We start from the raw sequence: 16,721 nt of genomic DNA on the forward strand, positions 1-16,721 counted from the left end.
GGTGCATGGCTCTCAAGGAAAATGATCTGAACTGGTTCCGGCCGCTGTGGCGGCGCGTGGCCGTGGTGGTGTTTCTGGCAATCTGGCTCGCCTGGGAGGCGATCTGGACCAAGGAGACGCTCTGGATCGTGCTGGTCGGCGCGGCGCTGGCCTATGCGCTCTATAATTTCTTCTATGCCTTCCCCAAGGAGGAGCCCAAGAATGACGAAGTCCCCCCTGCTGGTCCGACCGACGAACAAGACCGGTCGGATACATGACGTAACGCCTGCCTCGGCGGGGTGGGCGCATGTCGGCTTCGGGCTGCATCGGCTGAAAGCCGGCGAGGCCTATGGCGAGGCGACGGACGGGCGCGAGGTTTGCCTTGTCATCGTCGGCGGCAAGGGGCGCTTTGCCGTTGATGGCGAGGATTTTGGCGAGCTTGGGGAGCGCATGAGCCCGTTTGAAGGGGCTCCCTGGGCTCTTTATGTGCCGGCGGGGCGCAACTGGGCAGTGGATGCCACGACGGACCTGGAACTGGCCGTGTGCTCGGCGCCGGGCGGCGGGGATTTTCATGCCAAGGTTATTCCGCCGGGGACGCATCCGCGGCTGACACGCGGCAAGGGCGCCAATGTGAGGCATGTCTACAATATCATGCCCGAGGACGATGGCTCGGCGAACGCGCTGCTGGTGGTGGAGGTGATCACGCCGCAGGGCAATACCTCGTCCTATCCGCCGCACAAGCACGATCAGGACAATCTTCCGCACGAAAGTTTTCTGGAAGAGACCTACTATCACCGTATGAACCCGCCGCAGGGCTTTGCGTTTCAGCGCGTCTATACCGATGACCGGAGCCTTGATGAGGCGATGGCGGTCGAGGATGGCGACGTCACCCTCGTACCGCGGGGATATCATCCGGTGGCGACAACGGCGGGGTATGACCTTTATTATCTCAACGTCATGGCCGGGCCGAAGCGGGTGTGGAAGTTCCACAATGCGCCGGAACATGAGTGGATGCTGAAGTAGTCAGTCGAACATGTTTTCGGGGGCGCTGCCGTCGGTGAGGAAGGCGAACCGGTAGCTTGTGCCGGCTTCATCGGTGGCGTCACAGGTATATTGCGCAGGGCCGGCGGTGGGATCGCCGGCGAGCGTGCATTTTCCTGATGCCTTTGCATCGACATTATTGTTGCCGCTGCCGTCCTTGCCTTCGGTGATCTGATCGATGGCGAGAACAAGGTTGCCCTCCTCGGCGCTTGCCGTGCCACTGAGGACGAAGAAACGGCCCGTGGGGTCGTTGGTCCAGATGGACAGGTCCATGCGGCTGTCGGTGTAGACCACTTGCATGACTTCCCCGGCGCATAGGCTGGTGAGGTCCTCAGCCCCGGCTACGAAGCTCTGGCACTCGCCGCGGAGGGTGAAGACTGAGTGGGGATCGGCGCTTTGGGCGGTAGTGGGAGACGCAAGCAGAAGGGCGGGAAGCATGGCGAGTATCTTCATGGGCTCGTCGGGGTTTGGGCACGCACCAAGCTAAACGAAAAAAGGGCGCTCAAGTGGCGTCCTTGGTTCTATTTGCGGAAATCTCAGGATGGGCCCCGGCCTTCGCCGGGGTGACATTGGGGAAGCTAACGGCCCTGGAAGACCGATTTGTCGGCCATGACGCCAGTGATTTCGCTAACTTTTACCGTGCGGCCTTCCTTGGCCGACTTCAGGGCAGCGTCGGCGAGGGCGAGGGCGATGAGGCCGTCGGTGCCGCTCGGCGAGGCCGGGGATTTTGATTCAACGAAATCGATGAAGCTGCTGATTTCTCTCGCATATGCCTCGGTGTAGCGGGTCATGAAGAAATCGTGCAGCGGCGGGCGGGTGTAGCCGGTGGCGTTGGCGATTTCGATGGAGACCGGGCGCTGGTTTTCGGCGGCGACGGCGCCCTTAGAGCCATGGACTTCGATGCGCTGGTCGTAGCCATAGGTGGCGCGGCGGGAGTTCGAGATGGTGGCGTGCTTGCCGGAGGCCGTCGAGAGCATGACAGAGACACTGTCGAAATCGCCGGCAGTGCCGATGGCGGGGTCGACGAGGACGGAGGCCTGGGCTGTCACGGAGTCGATCTCTTCGCCGAGCAGGAAGCGGGCCATGTCGAAATCATGGATGGTCATGTCGCGGAAAATGCCGCCGGAGCGCTTGATATAGTCGACCGGGGGAGCGCCGGGGTCGCGGGAAATGATCGTCACCATTTCGACGTCGCCGATCTGGCCGTCTGTGATCGCCTGCTTGACGGCCTGGAAGTGAGGGTCGAAGCGGCGGTTGAAGCCGACCATGAGGGTGGCGGAGGTTTCGTCGACGACGCGGATGCAGGCTTTTACGCGTTCGATGTCGAGGTCGACGGGCTTCTCGCAGAAGATGGCCTTGCCGGCGCGGGCAAAGCGCTCGATCAGGTCGGCGTGAGTGTCGGTGGGGGTGCAGATGACGACGGCGTCGATGTCGGCAGAGGCGAGGATGGTGTCGATAGTGCGGACTTCGGCGCCGTATTGGCTGGCGATGGCGTTCGCTGCGTCGGCCATGGGATCGGCGACGGCGACGAGCTTCGCCTTGGCATTGGAGCCGATGGCCTTAGCGTGAACTTTGCCAATGCGGCCGGCGCCGAGCAGGCCAAAACGAACGGTCATAGTGGGGTTCCTCCACCCGAAAAATGGTGTGGAATGTTTAGGCGATTTTTGGGTCGGATGGAATGAGAATTCTAGGGAAGAGCACGGGCATTTGTGCTTGCCGTCCCCCCCCCACCCGGCCTCCCCCATCAAGGGGGAGGTGAAGGGATTGTGGTGGCGAGGGTTGCGGCGCCAAACGGCGGGTACGGTGTCATTCCCGCGAAAGCGGGAATCCCTTCGATGCAAACAGAGATCCCCGCTTTCGCGGGGATGACGTCGGGGGTGGGGTAGGAAGGAAGGCCCCCTCACCCGCCGCTTCGCGGCGACCTCTCCCCCAAGGGAGAGGTGTCGCTACGCGACCAACCGGCAAAGTCGCCTCAGTGCTCGCGGGCGCGTTCGAGGATGCGTTTGCACTCGAGGAGTTCGCGGAGGACTTCGGAGAGTTTTTCGCGCGATTCTTCGTCGAGGCTCGGGTCGGCCAGCATCACGGCTTCTTCGATTTCGGCCTCGTCGGCAGCGGCCTGGGCTTCTTCGATGAGCGGGATGATCTCGTCCAGCCCCTTGCCTTCGCCGACGGCGATGACGTAGCGCGGGCCCTGGTCCTTGAGGATCTTTTGGACGCCCTTGATCGTAAAGCCTTGATCGTAGAGCAGGTGACGGATGCCGCGGAGCAGCAGGACGTCTTCGGGGCGATAGTAACGGCGACCGCCGCCACGCTTCAGGGGTTTTATGGTGGCGAAGCGGGTTTCCCAGAATCGGAGGACGTGCTGAGGAAGATCGAGCTCTTCCGCGGCCTCTGAGATTGTCCGGAATGCGTCTGGAGACTTGTCCAAACCGCCTGCCCCTCCAGTAAGAAAGCCTTACTTTTCAGAGGCGACCATAGACTTGTTGATTTTGGACTTCAACACGTTGCTGGGTTTGAACACAAGAACCTGGCGGGGAAGGATGGGCACCTCTTCGCCGGTCTTGGGATTGCGGCCGATCCGTTCGTTCTTGGAACGCACCTGGAAGGAGCCGAAAGAGGAGAGCTTCACATTGGCGCCGGTGATCAGCGCGTCGGTGATGAGTTCGAGAACACGTTCGACCAGTTCGGCCGACTCGGTTCGCGACAGGCCGACAGAACCATAAACAGCTTCCGCCAGGTCCGCCCGCGTTACCGTCTTCTGCGTCATTCGCACCCCCAAGGTTCGGGCTGGCTTCCCGGGCCAGCGTGATGTTTTTTCTTCCGCTGTCGCCAGTCCGCTTCTGCAGATTGACAGGAAAACCTTCCCTCGATCGACGCGGCCAGTCGGTTTTCGCTTGGCCTTAACGTCAGGTTCCTCCACCCGGCAGGACACTAACGCCTTGAAACGCTTGAGGTCAATCGACTCAATGCCGGTCTACCAGCGAATGAGCGAGGCCCCCCAGGTGAATCCGCCGCCCATGGCTTCGAGCATGACGAGGTCGCCTTGCTTGATGCGGCCATCGGCCACGGCAACGCTCAGCGCCAGGGGCACGGAGGCAGCGGAGGTATTGGCGTGGACATCGACGGTGGTGACGACCTTTTCGGGCGGCAGGCCGAGCTTGGCCCCTGCCCCATCGATGATGCGCTTATTGGCCTGGTGCGGCACGAACCAGTCGAGATCGTCGACGGTGTAGCCGCCCTGCTCCAGGGCCTTATAGACGACGTCGGTGATCTTGCCGACGGCATGGCGGAAGACCTCGGCGCCCGCCATATGCACATGGCCGGTGGTGCCGGTGGTCGAGGGGCCGCCATCGACATAGAGCTTTTCCCAATGGTGGCCATCGGAGCGCAGGGCCGAGGAGAGAACGCCGCGTTCGGGTTCGCCTTCGGCAAGCTCGACACGCTCGAGAATCATGGCGCCGGCGCCATCGCCGAAAAGCACGCAGGTGGTGCGGTCGGTCCAGTCGAGGAGGCGCGTAAAAGTTTCGGCGCCGATGACGAGGACGCGGTTGGCGAGGCCATTCTTGATGTAGCTGTCGGCCGTGGTGACGGCATAGACGAAGCCCGAGCAGACGGCCTGAATGTCGAAGGCGAAGCCGTGATGGATACCGAGCTTCATCTGTACGAGGGTCGCGGCGGCCGGGAAGGTGTAGTCCGGGGTCGTGGTGGCGACGATGATGAGGTCGATGTCTTCCGGCGTCATGCCGGCATTGTCGAGCGCGGCGCGGGCGGCGGCGACGGCGAGGTCGGAGGTGAACTCGCCGTCGGCGGCGACATGGCGCTCCTTGATGCCGACGCGCTGCTGGATCCACTCATCTGATGTGTCGACGGTCTTGGCCAACTCTTCATTGGTCAGGATTTTTTGGGGCAGGTAGCTACCGACCCCGCGGACAATTGAACGAACTCTGGTCACGCCGACTTGGCCTCGGAATCAGAAGGCAGCTCTGACGCTGCGACATGGACGGGGAAGCGCTTCACGCTATCGCTGATCTTTTCGATCAGGTTGCTGCGCGCCATTTCATAGGCAAGGCCCAGGGCGCTCTTGTAACCGACTTCGTCGGTACCGCCATGGGATTTGATGACGACGCCATTGAGGCCCATGAACACGCCGCCATTGACGGCGCGCGGGTCCATCTTGCGGCGCAGGGCGGTGAGGGCGGACGAGGCGAAGAAGGCGCCGAGCATGCTGATCCAGTTGGCCTTGAGCGCGGTGCGCAGGTAGGTCGCGACCTGGCGGGCGGTGCCTTCGGCGGTTTTCAGGGCAACATTGCCGACAAAGCCTTCGGTGACGACGACGTCGACCGTGCCCTTGCCGATATCGTCGCCTTCGACGAAGCCGTGATAGGTGAAGCCTGCGCCATTGGCCTGGCTCAGGATCTTGCTGGCTTCCTTGATGTAGTCGAGGCCTTTTACTTCCTCGGTACCGATATTGAGGAGACCGACGGTGGGCTTTTCGGAATCAAAGAGCGAGCGGGCAAGTGCGGAGCCCAGAATGGCGTAGTCGACGAGCTGGCGCGCATCGGCACCGATGGTCGCGCCCATATCAAGCACGATGATGTCGGAGCGGACCGTGGGCCAGATGGCGGCGATGCCGGGGCGAGAAATGCCTTCCATGGGGCGCAGGCAAAAGGTGGCCATGGCCATCAGCGCGCCGGTATTGCCACCCGATATGGCGACATCGGCTTCGCCGTCCTTGACGGCCTGGATCGCCATCCACATGGAGGAGACGTTGCGGCCTTTTCGCAGGGCCTGGCTCGGCTTTTCGTCCATGGCGATCACTTCTTCGCAGTGACGCACCTGGCACGCGGCCTTAAGCCGGGGGAATTCTTCAAGGAGCGGATCGATCTGCTCCTTGCGGCCATGGAAGATGAAACGGGTGTTCTTGCGCTCGCGCAAGGCGAGGTCGGCGCCGTGAATGACCGCGCGCGGGGCGTGATCGCCCCCCATGGCATCCACGGAAATCGTTATAGTTTCGGTCATTTCAGCCCGTTTTTCGGCCCGCTTGGGCAGGCATTCCAACATATCCCATAGGCAAGTGGGTGCAAGCCCCGCCCCGGCGTGTTCAGCTCTGGTCCTTATCCCTAAGCCCGCGCAAGGCCGCAAAGGGGCCGCTATCGTCTTCAACCGCGTCGATCCCGATCGTTGCGAGGTCTTCGCCGTCGCGGCGCGGATAGGGATCGATGGCCAGAGCCAGAGTTTCGATGAGGAGAGCGCTCAGGTCGACCTCCGGCCCGTCGATATGATCGGGAAAATCGTCATCTTCAAGGTCGATGAAAATTTCGGTGCCGGGAGCCGGCGCCTTCGCCGTCTGCCCGACCGGCAGGAAGACGCGATCGACTTCTTCGTCGATATTCTGCGGGACCGGTTCGAAGCTGACGACGGAGGCCTGGATGATGCGCGCCTTGAGCCGGCCCTGGGCTCTCAGGCCCCCGCGAAACGGGGCGACTATGAGATCGGCCACGAAACTCTCGACGGCGAGGAGCTTCATGTCCTCGGCAATGCGGGCGCGGGTCGCTTCGTCGGCATTGACGCTGACGGACCGCCCGGCTGTGGGCAATTTGTCGATGCGAACGATCGCGTCAAAGAGAGGCTCAGGTTGGTCTTTCATGCGGCATTTCCGAAAGTCACTGTGCCGCCGGTGATGGTTTCAACCGGCAGCGCTGCCAGGGCCTGGTCCTGCGCCATAAAATAGTCGGCGAGAGTGCGGGCATGTTCGATGCCGGCGCCATCGTAGATATTGCGCGAGAACACGGCGGCGAGGGCCTCCCTGTCGCCGCGATCCATAGCTTCATTGATGGCAGCAAGAAGGCCGAAAAAGAGATTGCCCATCTTCTGGATTTTCTTGGGGACACCGAGATCCCCTGCCCCCATTTCGCGGAGGGACCGGTCCATGTCCTTGAAGAAGAGATCGAAAACGGCTTGGCTGAAGTTCTTGGTGGTCTCGGCGCCGCGAAGGCGACGGAAGAGCAGCGCCATGTGGAGGCTGATCATGTCGAAACGGCCGGTAACAGTGTCCGGTACGCCCCATTCGGCATAGAAGACAGGTTGCCGGGATTGCGCCACAATGGCCCGATAGACGCCATAAACAGCGTCGGTGGCCGTGTTTTTGCGGAACAGAGACAGGATCATGGGATTGCGCTCAGCCTCGGGATGGGTCAAACACATGCAAAGTCAGCCGACCCAATGTCAGCTTGCCAAAAAGCCAGGTTGACAGCTACACATTCCGGCGACCAAAGGGCACGCGCCTTGTTGTCACGCCTATAGTCGAGAGCCATCGGGAAAGTCAAATTCATGCCCATGCGTATTGCTTCCGCTCCCCTCGCACCGATCGCCGCTGCGGCCCTCCTGGCTGTTGCGCTGGCCGCCTGCACGAGCAGCACGTCGCTCGTCACCAAGAGGACGCAGGGCTACGAAATTTCCGATAGCGCGATGCAGCAGGTTCGCGTGGGCCAGAGCCAGGAACTGGTAACGCTGGTGCTCGGCTCGCCGCAGTCGACCAATACCTTTGGCGACCAGACCGCCTGGTACTATGTGCAGACCAAGGTGGCGCAGACTTCGTTCGGCATGAACACCGCGCTCGAGCGCACCGTGCTCGCGATCTATTTCGACAAGAATAAGAAGGTGGTGGACAAGGCCGTGTACACTGCTGCCGACGGCAAGGTGGTGGCGGTGGAAAGCCGCCGTACCCCGTCTTATGGCGAGGATCGTACGTTTATCGATCAGATTTTGCAGTCGTTCTGAGGTTTTCGGAACGCAGAGAATTGGAAAAGCCCCGGTTTTGGCCGGGGCTTTTTTGTTTGATCAAGTGCATCGGGGCTCACGTCACCCCCTCCCGACCTCCCCCATCTAGGGGGAGGTGAAGGGATGGTGGGTTTGGACGAGGCGGTGCCACACGCTCGATAGGCACCTCCCCCTTGATGGGGGAGGATGGGAGGGGGTGTGGGAGCCACAATGCGGAGCGTGGGAACACCCCTCCCCGTCAAGGGGAGGGTGTCGCACCGAGTGCGTGGGAGCTTTGGGTGATGGTCTTTGTCAGGGAGACCTGACGGTCAGCTCTTCTTTTCCAGATCCACGCCCGCAGTCCGGGCGATGGAATCAAGCGCGGCGTTGACCATGCCGGAGGCGTCTTCTTCGAAGAAGGCGCGGGCGACGTCGACATATTCGGTGATGACGACGCGGGCCGGGATGTCTCTACGGCGCAGGAGTTCGAAGGCGGCGGCGCGAAGGATGGCGCGGAGCGTGGAATCGATGCGATCGATCGGCCAGTCTTCGGCCAGGGCCTTGTCGATGGCCGGGTCGATCTCAAGCTGGTTCTTGGTGACGCCGCGCACGATCTGGCCGAAAAAATCGGCGTCGGCGGGCAGATATTGTTCGCCCTCGACTTCGCGACCGAGATGGAAGGCGCTGAACTGGGCCAGCGTATCTTCCAGCGTCTGGCGCCCCACATCCATCTGGTAGAGCGCCTGGACAGCCGCAAGGCGGGCGGCGCCGCGCTGGTTGGCTGGACGCGAATTGTTCGGGATGGGGGGCGTATCAGTCATTTATGCGTTCAACTTTGCCTTGAGAGCGGCGAGAGCAAGGGCGGCACGGGCGGCATCGCCACCACGATCGCCATCGGCGACGCGGGCACGGGTCCAGGCCTGGCCTTCGTTCTCGACCGTAAGAATGCCGATGCCGAGCGGCAGGGCGTCCACCACCGCCAATTCGGCAAGGGCGCGGATGCTTTCGCTGGCGACTGACACGTAGTGATTGGACTGGCCGCGGATGACGCAGCCGAGGGCGACGAAGCCGTCGTATTTGTCGGTTTCGAGGGCCATGGCGACGCCGACCGGCACTTCCATGGCGCCGGGGACGGCGATGACGTCAAAGGTGGCGCCGGCGGCCTTGAGGGCGGCAGAGGCGCCGGTCTTCATTTCATCGGCGATACCGGGATAGGCCCTGCCCTCGACGATGAGGAAATGCAGACCCGCAGCCGAATTGGGCTCGATCGAAAAGCGTTCGCCGTAAGAATCCATAGCAGACATCCTTGCCTTTGCTACCCAACCCCATAGTCCGCCCCGCAACGGCGAGCAAGGCGAGACTAGATCAATCGTCCTCGGGAAGGGGCGTATTCGCGTCGGAATCAAGCTCGGCGAGAAAATCGCGGAAATCGTCGGGATCGGCGAAATTCTTGTAGACCGAGGCAAAGCGCACGAAGGCCACATGGTCGAGGCCTTTTAGGCCAACCATCACATATTCGCCGATCTGGTCTGAGGTGATTTCAACATCGCCGAGGCTTTCGAGCTGGCGGACGATGCCCGAAATCATGCGCTCGACGCGTTCGGGATCGACCGAGCGCTTGCGCAATGCGGTGTTGACCGAGCGCGTAAGCTTTTCACGGTCGAAGGGGACTTTCCGACCGGTCTTCTTGACCACCGTGAGATCGCGCAATTGCACGCGCTCAAACGTGGTGAAGCGGCCGCCGCAGGCATTGCACACGCGGCGGCGGCGGATAGCGCCCGAATCTTCGGTCGGGCGGCTATCCTTCACCTGGGTATCGTCATTGCCACAATAGGGGCAGCGCATAGGCTCTATGTCCTTTTATGGCAAAAGGCATTCTCGCTTTCGCGGGAATGACGCGGTGTGTTTTAGCCGTAGATCGGGAAGCGATCGGTCAGCGTCTTTACCTTGGCGCGGACTTCGGCTTCGACGGCGCCGTTATTGTCATCGCCATTGGTCTTGAGGCCATCGAGCACTTCGATGATATATTCGCCCACAAGCTTGAACTCTTCGGTGCCAAAGCCGCGCGAGGTGCCGGCCGGAGTGCCGAGACGCACGCCCGAGGTGATCGCGGGCTTTTCCGGATCGAAGGGCACGGCGTTCTTGTTGCAGGTGATGTGGGCGCGGCCGAGAGCAGTTTCGGTCGCCTTGCCGGTGAGCCCCTTGGGGCGGAGGTCAACCAGCATCAGGTGGTTGTCCGTGCCGCCCGAGACGATATCGACGCCGCCCTTGACGAGGGTTTCGGCGAGGACCTGGGCATTGGCCACCACCTGCTGGGCATAAAGCTTGAATTCGGGCTGCAGCGCTTCCTTGAAGGCCACGGCCTTGGCGGCGATGACGTGCATCAGGGGGCCGCCCTGGATGCCCGGGAAAATTGCCGAATTGATCTTCTTGGCAATGTCTTCATCGTTGGTGAGGATCAGGCCGCCGCGCGGGCCGCGCAGGGTTTTGTGGGTTGTCGTGGTGGCGACGTGGGCGTGCGGGAATGGGCTCGGGTACACACCGCCAGCGACGAGGCCGGCAACGTGGGCCATGTCGACGAAAAGGATGGCGCCGACTTCATCGGCAATGGCGCGGAACTCGGCCCAATCCATGATGCGCGAATAGGCCGAGAAACCGGCGACGATCATCTTGGGGCTATGCTCGCGGGCGAGCTGACGGACCTGGTCCATATCGACGCGGCCATCCTGCTTGCGCAGACCATATTGGATGGCGTTGAACCACTTGCCCGACTGGTTGGGCTTGGCGCCGTGGGTCAGGTGACCGCCGGCATCGAGCGACATGCCGAGGATGGTGTCGCCGGGCTGAATGAGGGCCTGATAGACGCCCTGATTGGCCTGGGAACCGGAATTGGGCTGGACGTTGGCGAAGGCCGTGCCGAAGAGCTGCTTGGCGCGCTCGATGGCGAGACTTTCGGCCACGTCGACATACTGGCAGCCGCCGTAGTAGCGCTTGCCGGGATAGCCTTCGGCATACTTGTTGGTCAGCACCGAGCCCTGGGCTTCGAGCACGGCCTGGGAAACGATGTTTTCCGAGGCGATAAGCTCGATTTCGCTCTGCTGGCGACCGAGTTCATCCTGGATTGCCTTGGCGATTTCCGGGTCGGTTTCAGCAACCGCAGCGGAAAAGAAATGGGGAAAGAGCGGGGTAGAAGTGGCAGCGCTCATGCGACGATTTCCTCACTAGGGACCAGGGTGACCGGCATGGCGGTGCCTTTATCACGGCGAGTAGCGCGAATCCAAGACCGATACATTTGTACTGGATCCATGGGGCTCCCCCTGATCGTGGATGGGTTGCCCAGGCGAGCGGCTCTGATGAAGTTCGCGTTTCCCGATGGTTGCCCATCTCTTTCTCGCCAGTCGCGCGAACGGGGTGAATATGGCGCAAAGTGGCAGCCGTGTGAAGGCCCTGCAAGCGGCAAGACAACTTACTATCAACACTCAAAATATTGGATTTTAGCGAGTTCCGGCGCGGTACTTTCACCACGCTGACGAACCCTTTCTAGAGAAGCTGCGTCCATTCTGATGGCCACGGAGTGCGATCATCCAGGAGGGATCAATGAAACCGCTCGTGACCAAATTGACTGCTATCGCCATGACCGGCCTACTGTCCATCTCCAGCTTTGCGCCGGTACAAGCGCAGGACAACACACTTAGCTTCGATCAGCGCAAGCAGGTTGTCCAAAGCTATTGCCAGCGCTTCCCGCAGGACCCCGATTGCAATGGCTGGTGGTTCTGGAGCGCGCGGGATTATGACACCTTCTACTATCGCAATCGCAGCGATCTCGATCCGCTGGTGGCCGGTATTCTGGGCCTGGCGATCGGCGCGATCATTGGCGGCGCCATTGCCAACAGCAACAAGAGCCAGAATACGAGCCCACCGCCGACCTATACGCGACGCGACAGCGGCCACGTGGCGGGTGCTATCAACGCTACAAATCCTATGACGAGCGGACCGATACGTTCATGGGCTATGACGGCATTCGCCACCCCTGCACGCTCTAGAGCGTTTGGCGGGCTAGGGCTTCCGCGGCTCCAGCTCGCCATCTCGCGCCTGAGCCGGTTGGCGGCGATCACGGCCGAGACCGAATAGGCGCAGCAGGCCGAGGCGTTTCAGCGCCTCATAGACTAGAAGCGGCAGCAATATGCCGGCCAGCATGCCCCCCAGAACCTGCAGCCAGATCGCATCCCAGCCGAGCGCATGGAGGCCAATGCGCGTCGCCGCCTCGGGGATGATGTGCATGACATAAATAGCCATGGACGTGGCGCCCAGATAGGTCGCGATGGCCATGGGGCCGCTGGGTATTCTCGGGGCAAAGCCATAGACCATGGCGCAGAAGCCAAGCGTGGCAACGAGGCTGAGCAGCGTGCCCAGAGGCGAAGGCCGAAGTCCGAAGAAGACGGCTCCGGCAAGGCTGAGTACGAACATTCCTGCCCCCAAAATTCCGATCTGCCCGTCCTGCTTCAGTGCAAAGAGGTCACGACGCGTGAGGAGTACGCCGAACAGGAAGAATGGCAGATTGGCGACAGCGCCGCCCAAAAGGTCGGTGCCCGCAAGCATGGGCTGGATGGCGGTGGCCACAAAGGACAGGATCAGGACGCCGACCAGGAGCGCAGTCGAGGCCCGAACCAGCAGCATGCAGAAGACCTGAATGACAAACAGGGCCCAGAGGAACCAGAAGATGTCCTTGGGCGGGAAGGGAAAGAGCAGCGCGTCCATCGGCGAGATCGCATCGCGCGTGGTGAACGAGCCGGCCAGCAGCAGGAAGGCGGCAAGAATCCAGGACCAGAGCAGAAGCGGGTAGAGCAGGGATTCGCAGCGCTTGAGAATGGAGACGATTGCCCCGTCGCGCAGCACCGATTTTTCGAAGAACATGCCGGAAACGAGGAAAAACAGCGGCATGTGAAAGAGATAGATGGCGGCATCGACGCCGGCATAGAGCGCGGCGTCGGTCAGGATGTCGGCCTGCCATAGCCCGCGCCAGACATGGCCGAAGACGACAAGCACGATGCCAATGCCACGTGCTGCATCGACCCAATCAAGGCGGCCCACATTCCTCGTCATGATCGATGCGCCATCGACTATCGGTTCCTTCGATCCGTTCCGGCTGGTCAAATGCTGGGCTAGGCCGCAACCACTGGCCGGGTCTGGACATTCACCTGTCAATAGCATTGGCGGGCCGAGGCCCGGGAGTAGAGAAATGAATAAACTTGCTTCTATACTGAGCGCCGTTGCCCTGACCGGTGTGACCGCGATCGGCAGCGGGGTTCCGGCGCAGGCCCAGTCGTTTTCGATGAGCTTTGGCCAGCGGCACCAAGTGATCCAAACCTATTGCGACCGCTATCCGTCGGACCCTGACTGCAACAGTTTCTATCAGGGCAATTGGCGCGATCGGGACTATCAGAGGTTCTACAGCACGCGCCGCGCGCCCATTGACAACATTTCGACCGGCATCCTGGGCTTCACCTTTGGCGCGGCGCTGGGTTCGATCATCGCCAATGGCGCGAACAATAGCGGCGATGTCGTCGTGAGGCGTGCAAACGGCTACGATTCCCATGTGCAGGCCTGCTACAACCGCTATCGGTCCTATGACGAGGAAACCAATACGTTTCTGGGCTTCGATGGCGTTCGCCACGAGTGCCGGCTTTAGGCGTAGCGACCTGAAGGGGGAGCCGGTGGCGGCTCCTCTGGTTCGCCGAGCTTACGCTTGAGCTTGGCGAGGGCGACGCGTTCCATTTGCAGGCGCGTGGCGCTGACGGGGGTGATGACAAAGACTTCGGTGCCCGTCACCTCGTCTATCGCAGCGACGCGCATGACCTGACCCATCTGCACGAATTCAAAAAGAACCCCGCCCGCCAATGGGACCTCCATCATTGTGAGGAGTTTAGCAGGGATTCGGGATGGCAAGGAGTCGGAAATGTGCGGAGGGGAGTTGGGGCACTACCACTCCCAAACAGAGGTTCCCGCTTTCGCGGGAATGACGCCGTGTGAGGGAAAGCCCCTGCCCTACAAACAAAAATCCCCGCTTTCGCGGGGATTTTTCGTTACCGCCATTCGAGCGTAGCTCTCATGGCCTTGCCGCCTAAAATCGCTCCACCGGAGCGATTTTGCCTGTGGCACGGCGTCAAGCGTCGAACGAGACCTTGCCCTGTTCGTCGAACTTGTAGACGTCGTCGCGGAAGCTGACGGTGCCCTGGCGGTTAGCCCACGCCGTGATGTAGGTGGTGTGGATCGGCACGCGGGCCTTGCATTCCACGTCGAGACGCTGGAGCGAGTCGAAGGTGGAGTCGACTTTCTGCTGGTCCCAATCGCCATTGTCGCGCAGCAGCCAATTGACCAACTGATTGACGCCATCGACGCGGACACAGCCCGAGGAGTGGAAGCGGGCATTTTCACCGAAAAGCGCCTTGGTCGGGGTGTCGTGCAGGTAGCAATCGTAGGGATTGTAGAAGTTGATCTTGCAATGGCCCATGGAGTTGGCGGCGCCCGGCTCCTGGCGATACATGTAGTTCACTTCAGCATCGGTAATGCTGGCCCAGTTGATCGACTGCGGATCGATCTTATTGCCCGAACCGTCATAGATGAAGATGTTCTGCTCGGTCAGGTAATTGGGGTTCTGCAGCATGTACTTGGTCAGGTCCTGGCGGACCAACGACTTGGGCACGTGCCAATACGGGTTGAAATTGATCTGGCTGATCTTGCTGGCCATGATCGGGGTGGCGCGTTCGACGCGGCCGACGACGGCGGTGTGGCGCTGCTCGACCATGCCGTCATTCACCGCTTCGATAGTGGCGGCGGGAATGTTCACCACGACATAGCGCGGGTTGAGGTTGGCGGCCATGTTCTGAACGCGCGTGTAATTGAGGTAGAGCTGCTGCAGGCGCTGCTGGGCCGGAACGGCCATGGCATACCAGGTGGCTTCATCGACCTGGCCATTGACCACGAGGCCGTGGCGGGCCTGGAAGGCGCGGACGCCGGCATCGGTCGGCGCATCGAAGAGCTCGTTGACGTTTTCGACCAGGGCCATATCGCCCGAGGAAATCAGACGGCGCTTGAGCGCCACGACGGCGCGCGAAGACTTGCCGAGATTGAGGCCATAGGCTTCCTGCGGAATTTCTTCCCAGCCGCCAGCCGCGACGAAGGGCTCGTATTGCGAGATGGCAAGCTGCAGGTTGTAGACCGTGTCATAGGACAGGATCGGCTCATTGGTGGAAATCAGCGCTTCGGCGGCAGCGGTGGCCCCGCCCTGGTCAGCGTCTTTCAGCACGCGATTGCGTGCGAACATATCCCAGATCGACTCGCCTTCCTGTGCCCTTGCCAAGGTTGGCAGCAGCGCTGTGCTGGCACCGGCGATGGCCATGGTCTGCAGAAAGGAACGTCGATTTACCCGCATATCGTCACCCGAAGGAATCTGTCGCCACATAGGCGCGATTATCATTGCCGGCACCTGCTCCACAACGGCTGTCAACGCCTTGTGAACCATGAGGGCAGCCCCATCCATAGTCGAAGAATGGTTTAAAAACCACGTAACCGGGTGCCTTTGATTTGCGGCACAAATAAGAAAACGCCGGCCAAAGGCCGGCGTCTCCGCAGAGAGTGTGGCGTGGAGGCAACACGTACCTACACCCGCATGCTGTTCAATTGGTCGCGGCCGAGCCGCGAGCACAATCAGAGCTTGTAGAGAATCTGGTCGACCCAGAAGCGTTCGAGACGTGCCAGAGCCTTGTTCAGGTTGTCGAATTCCTCGTCGCCGAGGCCGCCGACCTTGTCGATGGATTTCAGGTGACGATCATAGAGCTCGTCGATCACTTCCGCGACTTCCTCGCCCTTGGGGGTGAGGCGGATGCGGACCGAACGGCGGTCGGTGCGCGAGCGCTCCTGGAAGATGTAACCGGTTTCGACCAGCTTCTTGAGATTGTAAGAAACGTTGGAGCCGAGATAGTAACCGCGCGAACGCAGCTCGCCGGCGGTCAGTTCGCTGTCGCCGATATTGAACATCAGCAGCGCCTGGACCGGGTTGATATCGTCCCAACCCATACGATCGAACTCGTCCTTGATCAGGTCGAGAAGACGACGGTGGAGACGTTCCACACGGGAGACGGCTTCGAGATAGAGGGGCTTGAGACCTTCCGGACGGTTCGGGATCAGGGCCTCAGCTGCGTTCGACTTGGTTGCCATTTTTGCCTCACTGTTTTTTCTCTGCGTGCGATTTTTCGCATCTCATGAGGCCAAACTACGACGGCCGAACTAAGATCGCCCTAAACAGCACGCTTAATGGCATCTTACTGGAAAGCAATGAGAATTTGGCTTAACGCTTCGTCACACCGGTGCATAAAGTTGTAACCTTTCCGAGGCGTAAACGGGCGGCGGCTGGGCCGCCCGTCTCCTTCGGGTCATGCGCCGACCAGCTTGCGGCCGGCAAATTTGACGGCGCCTACGGCGGCAACGGCGAGGGCCTGGCCGAGGATCAAGGTTACTCCGATGCCCGTCATTTGAGCCGAATAAAGCACAAGAAGTGCAACACTCGCGATCGCCCAGAGCATGTCACCGGCCATGTTGACGGCAAGCGAGAGTCTGTCGGGGCCGGTCGCGGCGCCAATGGCCCAATTAAAGAGAGCCCAGGGGAAGAGAAAGACGGCGGCACCGACGAGGATCGTGTGCATCGGTGCCCAGCCGACCAAAGCGGCGAGCGGATCGGCCAGAACGATGAGGCCGAGTCCCATGGTGAGCGAGAGAACAGCGTCGAAACGATAGACGAGGCGCGGATCGCGCAGGGTGAGGGCTTGGGCAGTCATGAAATGTCTCCGGGACCGGTTGTCGATGACTGCAGGGTGGCTCGCGGGAGGTCATGGCGACAATTACCCCGGAGGTAATGGAATTGCGCGCGCCGGTGCGGCAGGTTG

At 61.2% G+C, this 16,721-nt stretch carries 21 protein-coding genes, 1 pseudogene and 1 riboswitch; of the genes and pseudogenes, 5 read left to right on the forward strand and 17 right to left on the reverse strand.

Annotation, left to right across the window (positions count from 1 at the left end; translation table 11 throughout):
• Positions 1-5: 5 nt before the first annotated feature.
• Positions 6-257 (forward strand): hypothetical protein, encoded by a 252-nt coding sequence (locus J7557_RS13050; protein ID WP_291420499.1) that lies wholly within the window; start codon positions 6-8, stop codon positions 255-257.
• The gene (gene iolB, locus J7557_RS13055; RefSeq protein ID WP_291420500.1) at positions 202-1,002 is read left to right on the forward strand and encodes a 5-deoxy-glucuronate isomerase; all 801 of its coding nucleotides are present in this window, start codon (positions 202-204) and stop codon (positions 1,000-1,002) included. Before J7557_RS13050 ends, iolB begins: the two co-directional genes overlap by 56 nt.
• Here the strand turns inward: iolB and J7557_RS13060 are convergent, their stop codons facing one another.
• The 8 genes from J7557_RS13060 to J7557_RS13095 form a co-directional block, all read right to left on the reverse strand.
• A complete protein-coding gene (locus J7557_RS13060) occupies positions 1,003-1,320 on the reverse strand; it encodes a hypothetical protein (protein WP_291420501.1) in 318 nt (105 codons plus the stop codon).
• A 278-nt stretch (positions 1,321-1,598) separates the two neighbouring features.
• Complete coding sequence (gene iolG, locus J7557_RS13065; RefSeq protein ID WP_291420502.1) at positions 1,599-2,636, reverse strand: inositol 2-dehydrogenase; 1,038 nt, start codon at positions 2,634-2,636, stop codon at positions 1,599-1,601.
• A 356-nt stretch (positions 2,637-2,992) separates the two neighbouring features.
• On the reverse strand, positions 2,993-3,448 hold the full coding sequence (locus tag J7557_RS13070; RefSeq protein ID WP_035081620.1) for a MerR family transcriptional regulator: 456 nt from the start codon (positions 3,446-3,448) through the stop codon (positions 2,993-2,995).
• 27 nt (positions 3,449-3,475) lie between these two features.
• Complete coding sequence (locus J7557_RS13075) at positions 3,476-3,787, reverse strand: integration host factor subunit alpha (protein ID WP_035081618.1); 312 nt, start codon at positions 3,785-3,787, stop codon at positions 3,476-3,478.
• A gap of 207 nt (positions 3,788-3,994) precedes the next feature.
• Entirely contained in the window at positions 3,995-4,972 is a 978-nt protein-coding gene (locus tag J7557_RS13080) for a beta-ketoacyl-ACP synthase III (RefSeq protein ID WP_291420503.1), read from the reverse strand.
• Positions 4,969-6,039: a phosphate acyltransferase PlsX gene (gene plsX / locus J7557_RS13085; RefSeq protein WP_291420504.1), complete on the reverse strand. Its 1,071-nt coding sequence runs from the start codon at positions 6,037-6,039 to the stop codon at positions 4,969-4,971. The genes J7557_RS13080 and plsX overlap by 4 nt, the downstream gene beginning before the upstream one ends.
• Before the next feature lie 82 nt (positions 6,040-6,121).
• Positions 6,122-6,667 (reverse strand): DUF177 domain-containing protein, encoded by a 546-nt coding sequence (locus tag J7557_RS13090; protein ID WP_291420505.1) that lies wholly within the window; start codon positions 6,665-6,667, stop codon positions 6,122-6,124.
• Positions 6,664-7,188 carry a ubiquinol-cytochrome C chaperone family protein gene (locus J7557_RS13095; RefSeq protein WP_291420506.1) on the reverse strand — a complete coding sequence of 175 codons (525 nt, stop codon included), beginning with the start codon at positions 7,186-7,188 and terminating at the stop codon, positions 6,664-6,666. The genes J7557_RS13090 and J7557_RS13095 overlap by 4 nt, the downstream gene beginning before the upstream one ends.
• A gap of 162 nt (positions 7,189-7,350) precedes the next feature.
• Here J7557_RS13095 and J7557_RS13100 point away from each other — a divergent pair, with 162 nt between their 5' ends.
• Entirely contained in the window at positions 7,351-7,800 is a 450-nt protein-coding gene (locus J7557_RS13100) for an outer membrane protein assembly factor BamE (RefSeq protein ID WP_291420507.1), read from the forward strand.
• Positions 7,801-8,108: 308 nt separating this feature from the next.
• Here J7557_RS13100 and nusB read toward each other — a convergent pair whose 3' ends face one another.
• The 4 genes from nusB to glyA form a co-directional block, all read right to left on the reverse strand.
• Positions 8,109-8,600, reverse strand: a complete 492-nt coding sequence (nusB, locus tag J7557_RS13105) for a transcription antitermination factor NusB (RefSeq protein WP_035081611.1) — start codon at positions 8,598-8,600, stop codon at positions 8,109-8,111.
• On the reverse strand, positions 8,601-9,074 hold the full coding sequence (gene ribH, locus J7557_RS13110) for a 6,7-dimethyl-8-ribityllumazine synthase (RefSeq protein WP_291420508.1): 474 nt from the start codon (positions 9,072-9,074) through the stop codon (positions 8,601-8,603).
• Positions 9,075-9,144: 70 nt separating this feature from the next.
• A complete protein-coding gene (gene nrdR, locus J7557_RS13115; RefSeq protein ID WP_035081609.1) occupies positions 9,145-9,624 on the reverse strand; it encodes a transcriptional regulator NrdR in 480 nt (159 codons plus the stop codon).
• A gap of 62 nt (positions 9,625-9,686) precedes the next feature.
• Positions 9,687-10,985: a serine hydroxymethyltransferase gene (gene glyA, locus J7557_RS13120; protein ID WP_291420509.1), complete on the reverse strand. Its 1,299-nt coding sequence runs from the start codon at positions 10,983-10,985 to the stop codon at positions 9,687-9,689.
• A gap of 121 nt (positions 10,986-11,106) precedes the next feature.
• Positions 11,107-11,191: riboswitch (ZMP/ZTP riboswitch) on the reverse strand.
• 583 nt (positions 11,192-11,774) lie between these two features.
• On the opposite strand from glyA, the pseudogene J7557_RS13125 reads away from it, so the two are divergent.
• Positions 11,775-11,822, forward strand: a pseudogene (locus J7557_RS13125) (hypothetical protein); the annotation flags it as partial.
• A 13-nt stretch (positions 11,823-11,835) separates the two neighbouring features.
• Here J7557_RS13125 and J7557_RS13130 read toward each other — a convergent pair.
• A complete protein-coding gene (locus J7557_RS13130) occupies positions 11,836-12,882 on the reverse strand; it encodes an acyltransferase family protein (RefSeq protein ID WP_291420510.1) in 1,047 nt (348 codons plus the stop codon).
• A gap of 136 nt (positions 12,883-13,018) precedes the next feature.
• On the opposite strand from J7557_RS13130, the gene J7557_RS13135 reads away from it, so the two are divergent.
• Positions 13,019-13,468, forward strand: a complete 450-nt coding sequence (locus J7557_RS13135; RefSeq protein WP_291420511.1) for a BA14K family protein — start codon at positions 13,019-13,021, stop codon at positions 13,466-13,468.
• Here J7557_RS13135 and J7557_RS13140 read toward each other — a convergent pair.
• The 4 genes from J7557_RS13140 to J7557_RS13155 all read right to left on the reverse strand — a co-directional run bounded on the left by J7557_RS13140 (position 13,465) and on the right by J7557_RS13155 (position 16,613).
• Positions 13,465-13,677 (reverse strand): hypothetical protein, encoded by a 213-nt coding sequence (locus tag J7557_RS13140; protein ID WP_291420512.1) that lies wholly within the window; start codon positions 13,675-13,677, stop codon positions 13,465-13,467. The two genes, J7557_RS13135 and J7557_RS13140, sit on opposite strands and share 4 nt — an antisense overlap.
• A gap of 265 nt (positions 13,678-13,942) precedes the next feature.
• Entirely contained in the window at positions 13,943-15,211 is a 1,269-nt protein-coding gene (locus tag J7557_RS13145; protein WP_291420513.1) for a L,D-transpeptidase family protein, read from the reverse strand.
• A 275-nt stretch (positions 15,212-15,486) separates the two neighbouring features.
• Entirely contained in the window at positions 15,487-15,996 is a 510-nt protein-coding gene (locus J7557_RS13150; RefSeq protein ID WP_035081594.1) for a winged helix DNA-binding protein, read from the reverse strand.
• 215 nt (positions 15,997-16,211) lie between these two features.
• A complete protein-coding gene (locus J7557_RS13155) occupies positions 16,212-16,613 on the reverse strand; it encodes a hypothetical protein (RefSeq protein ID WP_291420514.1) in 402 nt (133 codons plus the stop codon).
• Positions 16,614-16,721: the final 108 nt, after the last annotated feature.

It is taken from the genome of Devosia sp., assembly GCF_017744655.1.
Classification (GTDB): Bacteria; Pseudomonadota; Alphaproteobacteria; order Rhizobiales; family Devosiaceae; genus Devosia.

Coding starts and splice junctions, on each gene's coding strand:
- J7557_RS13130 (WP_291420510.1), bottom strand. CDS start 12,882: ATGACGAGGAATGTGGGCCGCCTTGATTGGGTCGATGCAGCACGTGGC.
- J7557_RS13060 (WP_291420501.1), bottom strand. CDS start 1,320: ATGCAAGTGGTCTACACCGACAGCCGCATGGACCTGTCCATCTGGACC.
- J7557_RS13145 (WP_291420513.1), bottom strand. CDS start 15,211: ATGCGGGTAAATCGACGTTCCTTTCTGCAGACCATGGCCATCGCCGGT.
- J7557_RS13095 (WP_291420506.1), bottom strand. CDS start 7,188: ATGATCCTGTCTCTGTTCCGCAAAAACACGGCCACCGACGCTGTTTAT.
- J7557_RS13075 (WP_035081618.1), bottom strand. CDS start 3,787: ATGACGCAGAAGACGGTAACGCGGGCGGACCTGGCGGAAGCTGTTTAT.
- iolB (WP_291420500.1), top strand. CDS start 202: ATGACGAAGTCCCCCCTGCTGGTCCGACCGACGAACAAGACCGGTCGG.
- ribH (WP_291420508.1), bottom strand. CDS start 9,074: ATGGATTCTTACGGCGAACGCTTTTCGATCGAGCCCAATTCGGCTGCG.
- nusB (WP_035081611.1), bottom strand. CDS start 8,600: ATGACTGATACGCCCCCCATCCCGAACAATTCGCGTCCAGCCAACCAG.
- J7557_RS13155 (WP_291420514.1), bottom strand. CDS start 16,613: ATGACTGCCCAAGCCCTCACCCTGCGCGATCCGCGCCTCGTCTATCGT.
- nrdR (WP_035081609.1), bottom strand. CDS start 9,624: ATGCGCTGCCCCTATTGTGGCAATGACGATACCCAGGTGAAGGATAGC.
- J7557_RS13135 (WP_291420511.1), top strand. CDS start 13,019: ATGAATAAACTTGCTTCTATACTGAGCGCCGTTGCCCTGACCGGTGTG.
- plsX (WP_291420504.1), bottom strand. CDS start 6,039: ATGACCGAAACTATAACGATTTCCGTGGATGCCATGGGGGGCGATCAC.
- glyA (WP_291420509.1), bottom strand. CDS start 10,985: ATGAGCGCTGCCACTTCTACCCCGCTCTTTCCCCATTTCTTTTCCGCT.
- J7557_RS13150 (WP_035081594.1), bottom strand. CDS start 15,996: ATGGCAACCAAGTCGAACGCAGCTGAGGCCCTGATCCCGAACCGTCCG.
- iolG (WP_291420502.1), bottom strand. CDS start 2,636: ATGACCGTTCGTTTTGGCCTGCTCGGCGCCGGCCGCATTGGCAAAGTT.
- J7557_RS13100 (WP_291420507.1), top strand. CDS start 7,351: ATGCCCATGCGTATTGCTTCCGCTCCCCTCGCACCGATCGCCGCTGCG.
- J7557_RS13050 (WP_291420499.1), top strand. CDS start 6: ATGGCTCTCAAGGAAAATGATCTGAACTGGTTCCGGCCGCTGTGGCGG.
- J7557_RS13090 (WP_291420505.1), bottom strand. CDS start 6,667: ATGAAAGACCAACCTGAGCCTCTCTTTGACGCGATCGTTCGCATCGAC.